16 protein-coding genes and 2 tRNA genes are annotated in these 14998 nt (G+C 70.0%); 13 read left to right on the top strand and 5 right to left on the bottom strand.

Annotated features, from left to right (window positions below; genetic code table 11):
• Positions 1–23 precede the first annotated feature (23 nt).
• From gyrA to OG965_RS21270, 3 genes are all read left to right on the top strand, one after another.
• Entirely contained in the window at positions 24–2636 is a 2613-nt protein-coding gene (gyrA, locus tag OG965_RS21280) for a DNA gyrase subunit A (protein ID WP_371653675.1), read from the top strand.
• An 87-nt stretch (positions 2637–2723) separates the two neighbouring features.
• Positions 2724–3311 (top strand): DUF3566 domain-containing protein, encoded by a 588-nt coding sequence (locus tag OG965_RS21275; RefSeq protein ID WP_371653674.1) that lies wholly within the window; start codon positions 2724–2726, stop codon positions 3309–3311.
• Between the two features lie 111 nt (positions 3312–3422).
• Positions 3423–3496: transfer RNA gene (locus tag OG965_RS21270), tRNA-Ile, on the top strand.
• 197 nt (positions 3497–3693) lie between these two features.
• On the opposite strand, the gene OG965_RS21265 is transcribed toward OG965_RS21270, so the two are convergent.
• A complete protein-coding gene (locus OG965_RS21265) occupies positions 3694–4068 on the bottom strand; it encodes a DUF6344 domain-containing protein (protein ID WP_371653673.1) in 375 nt (124 codons plus the stop codon).
• A gap of 210 nt (positions 4069–4278) precedes the next feature.
• On the opposite strand from OG965_RS21265, the gene OG965_RS21260 reads away from it, so the two are divergent.
• Positions 4279–4413, top strand: coding sequence for a DLW-39 family protein (locus tag OG965_RS21260; protein ID WP_003958712.1), 135 nt, complete (start codon positions 4279–4281; stop codon positions 4411–4413).
• A gap of 143 nt (positions 4414–4556) precedes the next feature.
• The gene (locus OG965_RS21255; RefSeq protein WP_371653672.1) at positions 4557–5867 is read left to right on the top strand and encodes a hypothetical protein; all 1311 of its coding nucleotides are present in this window, start codon (positions 4557–4559) and stop codon (positions 5865–5867) included.
• A gap of 22 nt (positions 5868–5889) precedes the next feature.
• On the opposite strand, the gene OG965_RS21250 is transcribed toward OG965_RS21255, so the two are convergent.
• Together OG965_RS21250 and OG965_RS21245 are read right to left on the bottom strand one after the other, a co-directional pair.
• The gene (locus OG965_RS21250; RefSeq protein ID WP_371653671.1) at positions 5890–7284 is read right to left on the bottom strand and encodes a serine/threonine-protein kinase; all 1395 of its coding nucleotides are present in this window, start codon (positions 7282–7284) and stop codon (positions 5890–5892) included.
• A 24-nt stretch (positions 7285–7308) separates the two neighbouring features.
• Complete coding sequence (locus tag OG965_RS21245) at positions 7309–7857, bottom strand: DNA-binding protein (RefSeq protein WP_101389140.1); 549 nt, start codon at positions 7855–7857, stop codon at positions 7309–7311.
• A 151-nt stretch (positions 7858–8008) separates the two neighbouring features.
• Here OG965_RS21245 and OG965_RS21240 point away from each other — a divergent pair.
• Positions 8009–8081, top strand: a tRNA-Ala gene (locus OG965_RS21240).
• 79 nt (positions 8082–8160) lie between these two features.
• On the opposite strand, the gene OG965_RS21235 is transcribed toward OG965_RS21240, so the two are convergent.
• Positions 8161–8853 (bottom strand): DUF5324 family protein, encoded by a 693-nt coding sequence (locus tag OG965_RS21235; protein WP_371653670.1) that lies wholly within the window; start codon positions 8851–8853, stop codon positions 8161–8163.
• A gap of 337 nt (positions 8854–9190) precedes the next feature.
• On the opposite strand from OG965_RS21235, the gene OG965_RS21230 reads away from it, so the two are divergent.
• Together OG965_RS21230 and OG965_RS21225 are read left to right on the top strand one after the other, a co-directional pair.
• The gene (locus OG965_RS21230; protein ID WP_371653669.1) at positions 9191–9724 is read left to right on the top strand and encodes a peptidylprolyl isomerase; all 534 of its coding nucleotides are present in this window, start codon (positions 9191–9193) and stop codon (positions 9722–9724) included.
• Between the two features lie 160 nt (positions 9725–9884).
• Complete coding sequence (locus OG965_RS21225) at positions 9885–10754, top strand: rhomboid family intramembrane serine protease (RefSeq protein ID WP_371653668.1); 870 nt, start codon at positions 9885–9887, stop codon at positions 10752–10754.
• Between the two features lie 289 nt (positions 10755–11043).
• Here the strand turns inward: OG965_RS21225 and crgA are convergent, their stop codons facing one another.
• Positions 11044–11301: a cell division protein CrgA gene (gene crgA, locus OG965_RS21220; RefSeq protein ID WP_371653667.1), complete on the bottom strand. Its 258-nt coding sequence runs from the start codon at positions 11299–11301 to the stop codon at positions 11044–11046.
• A gap of 142 nt (positions 11302–11443) precedes the next feature.
• Here crgA and OG965_RS21215 point away from each other — a divergent pair, with 142 nt between their 5' ends.
• From OG965_RS21215 to OG965_RS21195, 5 genes are all read left to right on the top strand, one after another.
• A complete protein-coding gene (locus OG965_RS21215; protein ID WP_371653666.1) occupies positions 11444–12232 on the top strand; it encodes a DUF881 domain-containing protein in 789 nt (262 codons plus the stop codon).
• A gap of 19 nt (positions 12233–12251) precedes the next feature.
• The gene (locus OG965_RS21210) at positions 12252–12950 is read left to right on the top strand and encodes a class E sortase (RefSeq protein ID WP_371653665.1); all 699 of its coding nucleotides are present in this window, start codon (positions 12252–12254) and stop codon (positions 12948–12950) included.
• 67 nt (positions 12951–13017) lie between these two features.
• Positions 13018–13194 carry a hypothetical protein gene (locus OG965_RS21205; protein ID WP_180357215.1) on the top strand — a complete coding sequence of 59 codons (177 nt, stop codon included), beginning with the start codon at positions 13018–13020 and terminating at the stop codon, positions 13192–13194.
• Complete coding sequence (locus tag OG965_RS21200; RefSeq protein ID WP_371653664.1) at positions 13191–13829, top strand: aminodeoxychorismate/anthranilate synthase component II; 639 nt, start codon at positions 13191–13193, stop codon at positions 13827–13829. Before OG965_RS21205 ends, OG965_RS21200 begins: the two co-directional genes overlap by 4 nt.
• Entirely contained in the window at positions 13826–14989 is a 1164-nt protein-coding gene (locus tag OG965_RS21195; protein ID WP_371653663.1) for a class E sortase, read from the top strand. The genes OG965_RS21200 and OG965_RS21195 overlap by 4 nt, the downstream gene beginning before the upstream one ends.
• Positions 14990–14998: the final 9 nt, after the last annotated feature.

Here is a 14998-nt window from a genome sequence, read left to right as displayed (position 1 = left end):
TCGAAAGGACTTGAGAACCAGCAATGGCCGACGAGAACACTCCCGCGACCACTGAACCCACCGAGGAAGACCCTGTAATGCGCATCGAGCCCGTCGGGCTTGAGACGGAGATGCAGCGTTCCTACCTCGACTACGCGATGTCCGTCATCGTGTCGCGCGCGCTGCCGGACGTACGGGACGGCCTGAAGCCCGTCCACCGCCGAGTGCTGTACGCGATGTACGACGGCGGCTACCGGCCCGAGAAGGGCTTCTACAAGTGCGCCCGCGTCGTCGGCGACGTCATGGGCACGTACCACCCGCACGGCGACTCCTCGATCTACGACGCGCTCGTCCGCCTCGCCCAGCCCTGGTCGATGCGGATGCCGCTGGTCGACTCCAACGGCAACTTCGGTTCCCCGGGCAACGACCCGGCCGCCGCCATGCGGTACACCGAGTGCAAGATGATGCCGCTGTCCATGGAGATGGTCCGGGACATCGACGAGGAGACCGTCGACTTCCAGGACAACTACGACGGCCGCAACCAGGAGCCGACGGTCCTGCCGGCGCGCTTCCCGAACCTGCTGGTCAACGGCTCCGCCGGTATCGCCGTCGGTATGGCCACCAACATCCCGCCGCACAACCTGCGCGAGGTCGCGGACGGCGCCCAGTGGTTCCTGGCGCACCCGGAGGCCTCGCACGAGGAGCTCCTGGACGCGCTGATCGAGCGCATCAAGGGCCCCGACTTCCCGACCGGCGCCCTCGTGGTCGGCCGCAAGGGCATCGAGGAGGCGTACCGCACGGGTCGCGGCTCCATCACCATGCGCGCGGTGGTCGCGGTCGAGGAGATCCAGAACCGCCAGTGCCTGGTGGTCACGGAACTTCCGTACCAGACCAACCCCGACAACCTCGCGCAGAAGATCGCCGACCTGGTGAAGGACGGCAAGGTCGGCGGCATCGCCGACGTCCGGGACGAGACCAGCTCCCGTACCGGCCAGCGCCTGGTCATCGTGCTCAAGCGGGACGCGGTCGCCAAGGTCGTCCTGAACAACCTGTACAAGCACACCGACCTCCAGACGAACTTCGGCGCCAACATGCTGGCGCTCGTCGACGGCGTGCCGCGCACGCTCTCGCTGGACGCGTTCATCCGCCACTGGGTGACGCACCAGATCGAGGTCATCGTCCGGCGCACCAGGTTCCGGCTGCGCAAGGCGGAGGAGCGGGCCCACATCCTGCGCGGTCTGCTCAAGGCGCTCGACGCGATCGACGAGGTCATCGCGCTGATCCGGCGCAGCGACACCGTCGAGGTCGCGCGCGAGGGCCTGATGGGCCTGCTCTCCATCGACGAGATCCAGGCCAACGCGATCCTGGAGATGCAGCTCCGCCGGCTCGCGGCCCTGGAGCGGCAGAAGATCGTCGCCGAGCACGACGAGCTCCAGGCGAAGATCAACGAGTACAACGCGATCCTCGCCTCGCCCGAGCGCCAGCGCCAGATCATCAGCGAGGAGCTGGCCGCGATCGTCGAGAAGTTCGGCGACGACCGGCGCTCCAAGCTGGTGCCCTTCGACGGTGACATGTCCATCGAGGACCTGATCGCCGAAGAGGACATCGTCGTCACCATCAGCAACGGTGGCTACGTCAAGCGCACCAAGACCGAGGACTACCGCTCGCAGAAGCGCGGCGGCAAGGGCGTGCGGGGCACCAAGCTGAAGCAGGACGACATCGTCGACCACTTCTTCGTCTCCACCACCCACCACTGGCTGCTGTTCTTCACCAACAAGGGCCGCGTATACCGGGCCAAGGCGTACGAGCTGCCGGACGCCGGGCGGGACGCGCGCGGCCAGCACGTGGCGAACCTGCTGGCCTTCCAGCCGGACGAGAAGATCGCCCAGATCCTCGCCATCCGCGACTACGAGGCCGCGCCCTATCTGATCCTGGCCACCAAGGGCGGCCTGGTGAAGAAGACCTCGCTGAAGGACTACGACTCGCCCCGTTCGGGTGGCGTCATCGCGATCAACCTGCGGGAGACCGCGGACGGCAGCGACGACGAACTGATCGGCGCCGAGCTGGTGTCTGCGGACGACGATCTGCTGCTCATCAGCAAGAAGGCGCAGTCCATCCGCTTCACGGCGACGGACGACGCCCTGCGCCCGATGGGCCGCGCCACCTCGGGCGTCAAGGGGATGAGTTTCCGCGAGGGCGACGAACTGCTCTCGATGAATGTCGTCCGGCCCGGTACTTTCGTGTTCACCGCCACCGACGGCGGGTACGCGAAGCGGACCCCCGTCGACGAGTACCGCGTCCAGGGTCGCGGTGGCCTCGGCATCAAGGCCGCCAAGATCGTCGAGGACCGGGGCTCGCTGGTCGGCGCGCTGGTGGTCGAGGAGACGGACGAAATCCTCGCCATCACGCTCGGCGGTGGTGTGATTCGTACGCGAGTCAACGAGGTCAGGGAGACGGGCCGTGACACCATGGGCGTCCAACTGATCAACCTGGGCAAGCGCGATGCCGTCGTCGGTATCGCTCGTAACGCCGAGGCCGGTCGCGAGGCTGAAGAGGTCGACGGTCCCGAAGGGACCGAGATCGACGCGGTCGAGGGCGAGTCTGCCGAGGGCGCAGTCGAGGGCACGGAGCCTTCGGCCGGGGAGCACGAGGAGTAAAGCGTGAGTGGATCCACGGGCGCCGGATCGGCCGCTTCCGGAGCGAACGGTGCCCGTGGCCCTGCCGCGGACTCCCAGGGGGTAACGGTGACCGACACCCGCGGGCCACAGGCCCGGTCCGACTACGCCGCCGGGGCGCTCCCCGGCGAGCGCGAGAAGCCCGCTTCGGGCCCCGCGCAGCCGTACCACCCGCCGCAGGCCTACCCGCCGTCCCAGAACGGGACCCAGGGCGGCCAGCAGCGCGGCGGCGGCTCGTCGTCCGCCGCCATCCGCCGCCCCCGCACAGGGGCGCGTACGACACCGCGTACGCGCAAGGCACGGCTGCGGGTGGCGAAGGCCGACCCGTGGTCGGTGATGAAGGTCAGCTTCCTGCTCTCCATCGCGCTGGGCGTGTGCACGGTGGTGGCGGCGGCAGTGCTGTGGATGGTCATGGACGCCATGGGCGTCTTCTCGTCGGTGGGCGGGACCATCAGCGAGGCCACCGGCTCCAACGAGTCCAACGGCTTCGACCTGCAGTCCTTCCTGTCGCTGCCGCGTGTGCTGATCTTCACCTCGGTGATCGCGGTCATCGACGTGGTGCTCGCCACCGCGCTGGCGACGCTCGGCGCGTTCATCTACAACCTCTCGGCCGGTTTCGTGGGCGGCGTCGAGCTCACGCTGGCCGAGGACGAGTAAGCGCGAGTTGCCGCAGTTCAAACCGGGGGCGGCCATCGATTTTGGGACTGGCCCCCACGTGCGCTAATCTTCAGAGGTCAGCGCACGGGGGGACACCCCGCAGAGCGCGGCGGGGCTATAGCTCAGTTGGTTAGAGCGCATCCCTGATAAGGATGAGGCCACAGGTTCAAATCCTGTTAGCCCCACAGTGCAGAAGGTCCCCGGACGAGAGTCCGGGGACCTTTTCGTTGTGCCGTGGACGTCGATGCCGGTCGTCCGTGTGCCGGTTCCCGGTGCGGGTCCTGCTGCGTACGTACTACGTACGTACGCACATGAAGAAGCCCGGCAACTCGGGGGAGTCGCCGGGCTCGTGCTCGCAAGCTCGGGCAGGAGCTGGGAGGGGTCAGGAGGACGGGGTCGGGGCCCCATCGTCCAGGGAAGGCGTTTCGGCGGTGTCGTCGGGCGCGGAGCCCTGTGCCCCGTCGCCGCCCTCGATCTCGTCGTGGGCTCCGGGCAGGTGCCGGGTCGAGGGCGAGGAGCCGTGGGCCTCGGCGCGGATGCGCTGCTTCATCGTGGGCGGCAGCGCCGAGGCGCTGGGCAGGGCCCATCGCACGTTCGGCGTCTCGGGGGCCAGGTTTTCGCCCCGGTGGTGCGCGGCGCCCTGCTGGGGTACGGAAGCGGCGGCGGTGGCCTGACCGGCCAGGCCGAGGAAGGCGAGGAGTGCGACGAGCGCGCCGATGAGTGCGGTCCACCACGTCGTGAGCTTGCTGGTTGCCATGACTTCCTCGCTTCTGTGCCGTTCCGGGTTGCCCGATTTGCGTTGTATCTCATGATGTGTACGAGCGGCGGAGGGCGAGGGAGCGACGCACCGTTATGGGCGGATCTTCCGATGAACTGCACTCGGATGGACCATCACCGATTGGTATCGATCGGTGTGTATAGTCGGGCGACAGAGGTCCCTTACGTCAAGGAAAGACGAGGTCGCGCGGTGAAGAAGCTCCTCCTGGTCGCACTGGCCGCCATCGGCGGGCTCCTCGTGTACCGCCAGATCCAGGCGGATCGCGCCGAGCAGGACCTGTGGACGGAGGCGACCGACTCCGTGCCCGCAGGTTCGGGTGTTTGAGCCCCACAGAGTCCAGTTGCAGAGCCCCGGCCGCCGATGCGGCCGGGGCTCTGTGCTGTCATGTGCCCGGGGCAGTCGTCCCCACGGATTCACCTGCGCAAATCAATGGCTTGCAGAAGCGAAATTGAAGGGGGCGCGGCGGCATGACGAACCAGCGTGGGAAGGGCCGGGCCGCAGCCGCCGTGGCCGCACTGTGCACGCTGGCGGCCCTCCAGGGCCAGGGGGCGGAAGCCGCGAACGGCCAGCAGCACCGCCCGTACCGCGCTGACGCCCCCTACCGATACGACCCTCACGCCCAGCCCGTAACAGGAGCCGCCACCGGCCAGAGTGCGCCGCGGCTGGCGCCGGGAGCCGTGTACCGGTCGGCCGTCGGGCCTGGCACGAAGGCCTACTTCCAGGTCGACCTGGGCGGCACCGGAGACGCCTATGTGTCGGCCGTGGCCGTACCGAAGCCGGACACCAAGGTCGCCTTCGGCGACGGCATCGAGCTCACGCTCCAGGACCGCGACGGCAACACCTGCGACACAAGCCGCGCGGTTTTCGGCCCGCCCGAGTACCCGAGGCCGATCGCCGCGTACGTCTCACGGGGCCTGACCCGCAATCGGACGTCCTGTCAGACGGCGGGCCCGTACCACGTGTTGGTCCAGCGGATCGGGGACGCCGCCTCCGCGCCCGGCGATTGGGGACTGGAGCTGCGGCACACGAGGGAGCCGAGGCTCACGGCCGACGCCCCGACGAACGCGCCCACGCACTGGGCGACCGCCACGCCGCCCGCGCCCTCCTCGGCCGCGCGCACGGTCCACGGCGGTACGGGCTTCGCCGACGCGCCCCGGCTGAGCGGCGGCGCGTGGCGCGACACGCTGCGGCCGGGCGCCACGCTCTTCTACCGCGTCCCGGTCGGCTGGGGACAGCAGGTGTCCGCCACCGCCGAACTGGGCCGTGCCGGCGGAAGCGGATACGTGGCCCAGGCCATCGACCTCCAGCTCTACAACCCGGCACTCGGCCCGGTCGCTGACGTGTACACGGGGTACGACGGGAAGCCCGCGTCCGTCGCCTTCCAGCCGCTGGCGCCGGTGGCATACGAGAACCGCTACTCCACCTCGGGCCCGGTCGGCGCGCTGCGGTTCGGGGGCGACCACTATCTGGCGGTCAGCCTCAGCCCCCAGGTCGCCCGGACGCTCGGCCCGGGGACGTACCCCGTCACGCTGCGGGTGGGCGTGCGGGGAGAGGCGAAGCCGGCGCCCGCGTACGAAGGGGCCGCGCCCGACTTCGCGGCCACCGGCCGGGGCACCACCCACGCCCCGGCCGCGGCCCCGCCCGGGCACGACGGCGGCTCGACGAAGATGCGGCTGCTCGCGGCGGCCGGGATCGGGACGGGCACGCTGCTGGTGCTGTGGCTCGGGGTGCGGACGCTGGTCGCCCGCCGACGGGCGCGGCCGGTCAGGCCCGGCTGAGAGCAGGGCCCAGAAACCACGTTCAGATCTGGCTGAGCGCCCAGAAGCCGACAGCGAAGCAGAGCAGGGCGAGGATCAGCACCGGGACCGTCACCTTCGGGGGCGGTCCCGGTCGCTTGTGCCGGGCGGCGGGCGCAGGGGTGGCCGGGCCGGGAGCCGGGCTGTGCGCGGGGCCGGAAACCGGTGGCGCGACGGGCTCGTGAACCGGTGGTGCGCTCGGCCCGGAAACCGGTGGCGCCGGAGTGGGAACCTGCGCGCTTTGGCCGGTGTACCTCTTAGTGACAGGGGTGGGTGTGTACGAGGGCGGATAGGGGGGCGGGATCGGATGGAATCCGTCGGCCGTGGGCGGGGTGGGCAACTGGTGGGCAGGGGGAGGTTGTTGGCGTGCCTGGCCATGGCCGTGGCTCTGGCCATGGCTCTGACCCTGACCCTGGCCATGGCTCTGACCCTGGCTCTGGCTCTGGCTCTGGTCCGGCTCATGCGCGAGGTGAGCCGATGGCTGTGGCGTCCCGGACGTCTGCGGGTGCCGCAGGACCGGGGGGAGCTCGCGCGGCACGAACCCGTCGGGAAGCGGGCCGATCTGGTCGAAGACCTCGACGGGCTCCTCGTCGGGCCCGGCATCCGGGAGCAGCTCTACGGCCGAGGCCAGCGCCTTGCGCGCGCCCGTGGCCGTCCGGAACCGGACGTGCGGGTCGGGCTGCAGAAGGCCCGCCAGGACCTGCCACAGCGGCTCCGGGACGCCTTGTGGCGCCCCGGGTGTGCCGTGGGTGGTGAAGTACTCCACCAGGGCCCTGGCGTCCGGCTTCTGACCCTCCAGCAGATACAGCGCGACCAGGCCGACCGCGAACAGGTCGGACGGGAAGTCCGGGTCCGCGCCCATGATCTGCTCGGGCGCGAAGTACCCCGGCGTCCCCATCACGTAGTTCGTCTCGGTGAGCCGTGGCTCGCCCTTGCGCATCGCGATGCCGAAGTCGGACAGCCGCAGATGCGGCCGCCCGGTTCCGGTGGCTTCGAGGAGGATGTTGGCCGGCTTGATGTCGCGGTGGACGACCCCCTCGGCGTGCACCGCGGCGAGTCCGGCGAGCAGCTGATCGAGCAGGACGCAGACGAACCGGGGCGGCAGCGGCCCGTAGTCCCCGATCAGATGGGCCAGCGAGCCGCCGGTCACCAGGTCCATGGTGAACAGGACCTTGTCGTCGTCGGCGGCCCAGCTCGCCGGGGCCAGCACATGAGGATGATCGATCCTCAGGGCCTGCTCGCGGACGAAGCGCAGCAGGGTGTGCGCGTCGCTCTGCTGGAGGACCTTCGCCGCCACGCAGCGGCGGCGGCGGTGGTCCCAGGCGCGCCAGACGGCGCCGACGCCACCACGGCCGATCGGGTCGATGAGTTCGTACCGACCGGCGAAGACCTCACCCACCCGACATCCCCGCCCCCATGGCCGTCAGCTCTGGTGCGCCTCGTAGTGGGCGACCGCCTCCGCGGTGCGTCCGGCGCCGTACACCCGGAGGAACTCTGCCAGCTCGGGGTGGGCCGGGGCGAGGGTGTCGGCGGCGTCGATGATGTCCCCGGCGGCGGCGACCGAGCGGAGCAGCGACTGGATCTCGCGCACCACGCGGCGCACGGTCGGAGCGCCCGAACTCGTCGTGGTCTGGCCGGTGTTGGTGAGGACGGAGCCGCCCTGGGACTTCTTGATCTCGTCCATCCGGTCGGTGGCCTCGGCGGCGCTGACGCTGCCGTCGGCGACCTGGCCCGCCAGATCCTGCAGGGCCTGGACGCGCTGGACGACGGCCGGGTTGCCGATCTTGGCGCGCTGACCGCTCATCAGCTGGGACAGCATGGGCGCCGACAGGCCGAGGACGGCGGCGAGCCTGGCCTGGTTCAGGCCGAGATCGTCTATCAGCCGGCGGAAGAGCGCCCCCAGAGGCTCTCCGTACCAGCTCCGCTGAAGCTCCCTCGCTCTTGCGGTCGCTTCTTGCTGCGTTGCGTCCATTGCGCGTCTCCCCATCGCTTCCCCATCGAGGCGCTTCGCTGTCGCGAACCCCGACGAGCATCTTACGGAGAGTGGTCGTCTATCGGGAGTCCCAATCCTTTTGCGGGATACCCGGTTCCACCCGGTACTCTGGTCTGCGCATCACCTTTCCGGGGCCTTAGCTCAGTTGGTAGAGCGCTGTCTTTGCATGGCAGATGTCAGGGGTTCGACTCCCCTAGGCTCCACAGCACGACGACGGCGGGTGCCGTGGACCGATGGTCCACGGCACCCGCCGCTTCGTTACGTACGGCCGGTGGCCCGGGGTCAGTGGCCGCCGCCGCGCTCGTCGCCGTATTCGGCCTCCTCGGCCTCCTTGGCCTGGACCTCCGGGTCGAGGGAGCCGCTGCCGTCGACCGAGCTCAGCGGGGTCCGCTCGGCGACCTCGGTGGGGGCCGGGGGCTCGACCAGCCAGTCAGGGTTGGCCTGCTTGTCCCACCACTTCCACGCGGCGACGGCGCCGCCCGCCAGGATGCCGACGACCGCGAGGCCCTTGGCGACGCGTCCGGCCCGGGCCCGGCGCCGCTGCTTCTTCGCCAGCTTCTCGATCTGGCGCGGGGAGATCTGGCCGCGCAGCGCCGCCAGGGCGGCCGTGGAGCGGGCCATGGCCTCCTCGCGGACCGGCTGGGTGGCGGCGACCGCCTGGCTGACTCGGGGCGCCGTGTAGTCGGCTGCCTGGCGGGCGGCGCGGCGGGAGCGGGCGGCGGCCTCCCGGGCCACCTCGTCGACCTTCGGCGGCACGTGCGGCGCGAGATACGAGTCGTACTGGAGATGCGCCTGGCTGCGGGCCTGCTGGGCGGCCTTGGCCACCTTGGGCGCGAGTCGTACGCGGGTTTCGTGCGCGTAGTGCGCGGCCTGACTCCTGGCCGAGTCGGCGTAGGGCGCCACCACTTCCGCGGCGTGCAGCACGCTCTCCTTCGCCGAGCCGGTCGCGGCGCGCACGCTGTCCATGCGGGTCACGTGATCCTCCTCCTTGGTGGCGGGGTTCAGGGCGGTCCGGTGGGTTGTCGCCGGAATGAGCACAGTGTCGCCTTTCCACCCATCTCGAAATCATGCCTGTCCGACGGGTACCCGGCATGCGAGGAAAGGCATCCGGGTCATGCGGGGCGACTTCGGTCGACGCGCGGCACGAGGGCGCGAGGGCGGCGCGAGAGGAGCTCGCGTTCGACGATGCCACGGTTCGGCCCGGGGCGCGCCTGTTCGGCGGGGATCGGCGGCACTCGGCGGCGTTTCCTTGCCGCGGGGCACTCCGTGCGAGGATCGTGGGACGTCAGTGCAGACCAAAGGAAGGCAGACCGTGGCCGAGCAGCTTTACGCCACCCTGAAGACCAACCAAGGGGACATCGAGATCCGGCTCCTGCCGAACCACGCCCCGAAGACGGTCAGGAACTTCGTCGAGCTGGCCAAGGGCGAGCGCGAGTGGACGCACCCGGCGACCGGCAAGCAGTCCACGGACCCGCTCTACGACGGCACGGTCTTCCACCGGGTGATCAGCGGCTTCATGATCCAGGGCGGCGACCCGCTGGGCAACGGCACCGGCGGCCCCGGCTACGAGTTCGCCGACGAGTTCCACCCGGAGCTGGGCTTCGACAAGCCGTACCTGCTGGCCATGGCGAACGCCGGGCCGGGCACCAACGGCTCCCAGTTCTTCATCACGGTGTCCCCCACCGCGTGGCTGACCCGTAAGCACACGATCTTCGGCGAGGTCGCCGGCGAGGCGGGCAAGAAGGTCGTGGACGCCATCGCGAGCGCCCAGACCAACCCGCGCACCGACCGCCCCGTCCAGGACGTGGTCATCGAGTCGGTCGTCATCGAGTCCCGCGAGGGCTGAGCCCCGCGCGCGCCGGGCCCGGCGGGTCACCGCGAGCCCGCGAGGAAGCGACACCACCGACGGCACCCGTTAGAGGGGAACCAAACCGCCCCGCTCGTCCGTATGACGTGACGAGCGGGGCGGCGCGGTTGCCGCCCCCGCACCGAGTACAAGGAGCCCGATGGACCAGGCGAGCCTGCCGAGCTGCTACCGGCACCCGGGCGTGCAGACGGGCATCACCTGCACCCGCTGCGAGCGCCCGATCTGCCCGGAGTGCATGGTCAGCGCCTCGGTCGGATTCCAGTGCCCGGAGTGCGTCCGCGGTGGCTCGGGCACCGGCCACGCGCCGACGGCCAACCAGCCGCGCACGATGGCGGGCGCCGCGCTCGCGCCCGGCGACCCCCATCTGCTCACCAAGGTCCTCATCGGGCTCAATCTCGTCGGCTATCTGCTCCAGCAGGTGCTCGGGGACAAGTTCGAGTACGGGTACGAAATGCTGGGCCGGGCCTTCGTGCCCGGGTTCGACTCGCTCCAGGGCGTCGCCGAGGGGCAGTGGTACCGCCTGGTGACGTCGATGTTCCTGCACGGCGGTGTCATGCACATCGCGTTCAACATGCTCAGCCTGTGGTGGATCGGCGGGCCGCTGGAGGCGGCGCTCGGCCGGGTGCGCTATCTGGCGCTCTACTTCGTCTCCGGGCTCGCCGGAAGCGCGCTGACGTACTGGCTCGCCGCCCAGAACCAGCCCTCGCTCGGCGCCTCCGGAGCGATCTTCGGACTCTTCGGCGCCACCGCCGTGCTGATGCGCAAGCTGAACTACGACATGCGGCCGCTGATCGCGCTCCTGGTGATCAACCTGGTGATCACGTTCAACCCGTGGGGCGGGATCGCCTGGCAGGCCCACATCGGCGGTCTGGTGGGCGGCACGGCGATCGCGTACGCCATGGTCCACGCACCTCGCGAGCGCCGGGCGCTGATCCAGTGGGGGACGTGCGCGGTGGTCCTGCTGGCCGTCGTGGTCATCGTGATAGCCCGCACCGCCGCGCTCACCTGAACCGGCGGACCCCCAGCTGGGCGGGCACGCGGAGTCGGGCTTTCCCCCAAGGTTGTCCACAGTGTGTGCCGGATCTTGTGCATCCGGTGGGGAACAGCTGTGCCCCTTGTCGCTGACCTGGGTTTTCCCAGCAGAGACAAGGGGCGGGCCGTGGGCCGGTGTGGGAGGGTGCAGTCACACCGGCGTCAACACGGCGGAGGTTATCCACAGATCGTCTGACCTTTTCCCCAGTGTGGATAGCGTTGTGGATAACCCGTGGGCAAGGCTTGACGAGGAGGCTGTGGAGGGGCTACTTCCACTGCGTGGAGACACCGAAGCCGCCGGCGATGAAGCCGAAGCCGACCACGATGTTCCAGTTCCCGAAGGACTGCAGCGGCAGATCGCCCTCGGTCACATAGAAGAGGACGATCCAGGCGAGCCCGATCAGGAAGAACGCCAGCATCACCGGGGCCACCCAGCTCCGGCTGCCCAGCTTGATGGCGGTGGCCTGCTTCGCCGCCGGTGGCGGCGTGAAGTCGGCCTTCTTGCGGATACGTGACTTCGGCACGAGGAACACTCCTGTCGATGCGCTGCGTGACCGCGCAGGGAACTGTGGCTGGGCGGCGGCGGAGGGGCAACGGGGGATCACTGCTGCCCCCAGGCGTCCGTTAGCGTAGTGCTTCCGTGGCGCCGAAGGAGATAAGGGTACGTTGAGCAATTCCGCCGACTCCCCCGAAGGGCTCCCCGACGAGCCCGCCGGCCCGGGCCGCCGCTTTCGCGCCCGCCCCGTCCGGCTGCTCTCCGCCGCCGTCTTCGCCCTGGCCGGACTCATCTTCGTCACCAGCTTCAACACTGCCAAGGGCACCAATATCCGCACCGACGCCTCGCTGCTGAAGCTCTCCGACCTGATCCAGCAGCGCAGCCGCAAGAACGCCGAGCTCGACCAGTCCACCGCCACCGTCCGCAACGACGTCGACGCCCTCGCCCAGCGCGACAACGGTTCCACCAAGGCACAGGACCAGCAGCTCGCCGCCCTCAAGGACGCGGCCGGCACCGAGAAGGTCGCCGGCAAGGCGCTCAGCGTCACCCTCAACGACGCCCCGCCCAACGCCACGGCCGCCCCCGGCTACCCCGCCCCGCAGCCCAACGACCTGGTCATCCACCAGCAGGACCTCCAGGCCGTGGTCAACGCGCTGTGGCAGGGCGGCGCCCAGGGCATCCAGGTCATGGACCAGCGGCTCATCTCCACCAGCGCCGTGCGCTGCGTCGGCAACACCCTGATCCTCCAGGGCCGCGTCTACTCGCCCCCGTACAAGATCAGCGCGGTGGGCGACCCCGGGAAGCTGCGCCAGGCGCTCACGGACTCCCGGGCGATCCAGAACTACCAGCTGTATGTGAAGGCGTACGGGCTCGGCTGGAAAGTCGACGAGCACAAGGCGATGACTCTGCCCGGCTACTCGGGCACAGTGGATCTCCACTACGCGAAGCCGGTGGGATAGCGCGGGAGGGGGCGGCCCGATGCCTGTGCCTGTTGTCTCGGTTCGGCTGGTCGTCCGGACGTTCAGCGAGCTGTGCATCACGGCCGGCGCCCTGATCGTCCTCTTCGTCGCATACATCCTGTACTGGACCGGGGTGAAGGCGGACAGCGCCGCCGCCGGCCAGATATCCGACCTGCACCACCAGTGGGCGCGCACCCCCGCCGCGAGCGCGCCCGAGCGGACCGCACCGCCCGCCCCCGCCCCGTACACCGAGGGAAAGTCCTTCGCCGTCATGTACATCCCCAGGCTGGGCAAGGACTGGCACAAGCCCGTGCTGGAGGGGACCGGGGTCAAGGACCTCCAGAAGGGCCTCGGGCACTACGCCACCACCACGCGCCTGGGGCAGCAGGGCAACTTCTCGGTGGCCGGACACCGGCGCACCTATGGCGACCCGTTCAAGGACTTCCCCGAGCTGCGGCCCGGCGACGCGGTGGTGCTCACCGACGGGACGACCTGGTTCACCTACCGCGTCGACAACAAGCCCTACCGGACCGTGCCGAGCGACACAGGGGTCATTGATCCGGTCCCCGCCAAGTCGCCGTTCCGCTCCCCCGGCCGCTATCTGACCCTCACCACCTGCGATCCGGAATGGGGCAGCAGCCATCGGCTGATCGCCTGGAGCCACCTCGACTCCACCCAGCCGGTGGCCAAGGGCAAGCCCCAAGCTTTGACCGGCTGAGCCCCTGTCCACAGCGCCGCCCCTTAGTCTGGTGCGGTAACGATCGTCGGAAGGGACAGCGGACAGCATGTACGGCTGGATCTGGCGGCATCTGCCGGGCAACGCGTGGGTACGGGCGTTCACTTCGCTCGTACTGGTACTGGCGATTGTCTATGTGCTCTTCCAGTACATCTTCCCGTGGGCGGAGCCGCTGCTGCCGTTCAACGACGTCACCGTCGACCAGGGCAGGGGAGCGACCCGATGAGCGCACGCGTTCTCGTCGTGGACAACTACGACAGCTTTGTCTTCAACCTGGTCCAGTACCTGTACCAGCTGGGCGCCGAGTGCGAGGTGGTACGCAACGACGAGGTGTCCCTGGAGCACGCCCAGGACGGCTTCGACGGAGTGCTGCTCTCACCGGGCCCGGGCGCGCCCGAGCAGGCCGGTGTCTGTATCGACATGGTGCGCCACTGCGCGGCGACCGGGGTGCCGGTCTTCGGTGTCTGCCTCGGGATGCAGTCGATGATGGTCGCGTACGGGGGTGTGGTCGACCGGGCGCCCGAGCTGCTGCACGGCAAGACCTCACCGGTCCTGCACGAGGGCGCAGGGGTCTTCCAGGGGCTGCCCTCGCCGTTCACCGCGACCCGGTACCACTCGCTGGCCGCCGAGCCCGCCACGCTCCCCGCGGAGCTGGAGGTCACCGCCTGGACGGCCGACGGCATCGTGATGGGGCTGCGCCACCGGGAACTGCCCGTGGAGGGCGTCCAGTTCCACCCCGAGTCCGTCCTGACCGAACACGGCCATCTGATGCTCGCCAACTGGCTGGTGCGGTGCGGGGACACGGGAGCCGTCGAGCGGTCGGCAGGCCTGGCACCGGTGGTGGGCAAGGCCGCGGCGTGACGGCCGTCCGGCCCGAGCACGAGTACGACCCGCTGACGGACCCCCTACCGGCGGGTGGTCACGGGTCGCCGTGGTTCAGGGCGGACAACATCCCGCAGGACCAGGCTCAGCCCCTGGACCAGGCTCAGCCCCAGGTCCAGGTACAAGCCCAGGCTCAGATGCCGGGCGATGCCTACGCGCGCGTGGCGCAAGCGGCGGCTGCGCCCGTGCAGGAGTGGTACGCGGAGCCCGCCGCGGACCCCGGTCCGCCTCTCCCCGAGCCAGAGCCGGAGCCTGGGCCCGAGACCGACGTCGTCCCCTTCGACGACGCGACCATGGCGCTCAAGCGAATAGCCGAGACGCCCGCACCCCCCACCGGTGGGCGGGCCGAGCGGCGCCGGGCCGCCAAGGCACGGGGGCACCGGGCCCCGGCCGCGTCCGCCGAGCCCGTGGTGAGCGGCCGTCCGCCGACCCGCGCCGAGGCGCGCCGCGCCGCCAAGGCGCGCAAGGACAGCGCGGCCGTGGTGGCCAGCCGCGTCATCGGTGAACTGTTCATCACGCTCGGCGTGATGATGCTGCTGTTCGTCACGTACCAGCTGTGGTGGACCAACATCCGCGCCCATCAGCAGGCGGGCAGCGAGGCGAAGAAGATCACGCACGACTGGGCCAGCGGCAAGAAGGCCCCCGGCGTCTTCGCGCCCGGCAAGGGCTTCGCCATCATGCACATCCCCAAGCTGGACGTGGTCGTCCCCGTCGCCGAGGGCATCAACAAGCACAAGGTCCTCGACAAGGGCATGGTCGGCCACTACGGCCAGGGGAGCCTGAAGACCGCGATGCCGGGCGACAAGACCGGCAACTTCGCGGTCGCCGGGCACCGCAACACGCACGGCGAGCCCTTCCGTTACATCAACCGGCTCAAGCCGGGCGATCTGGTGATCGTGGAGACCCAGCAGGCGTACTACACGTACGCGATCACCAGCACGCTCCCGTCGACCAGCCCCAGGAACGTCTCGGTGCTCAAGCCGGTCCCGGTCGGCTCGGGGTTCACCCGGCCGGGCCGCTACATGACGCTGACGACCTGCACCCCCGAATTCACGAGTACGTACCGAATGATCGTGTGGGGCAAGATGGTCGACGAACGACCGCGCAGCAAGGGCGTGCCCGACGCGCTCTCCGGCTGACGGAACGAC

It is taken from the genome of Streptomyces sp. NBC_00224 (genome assembly GCF_041435195.1).
Classification (GTDB): domain Bacteria; phylum Actinomycetota; class Actinomycetes; order Streptomycetales; family Streptomycetaceae; genus Streptomyces.
This window is presented reverse-complemented; position numbering and strand designations above follow the sequence as displayed.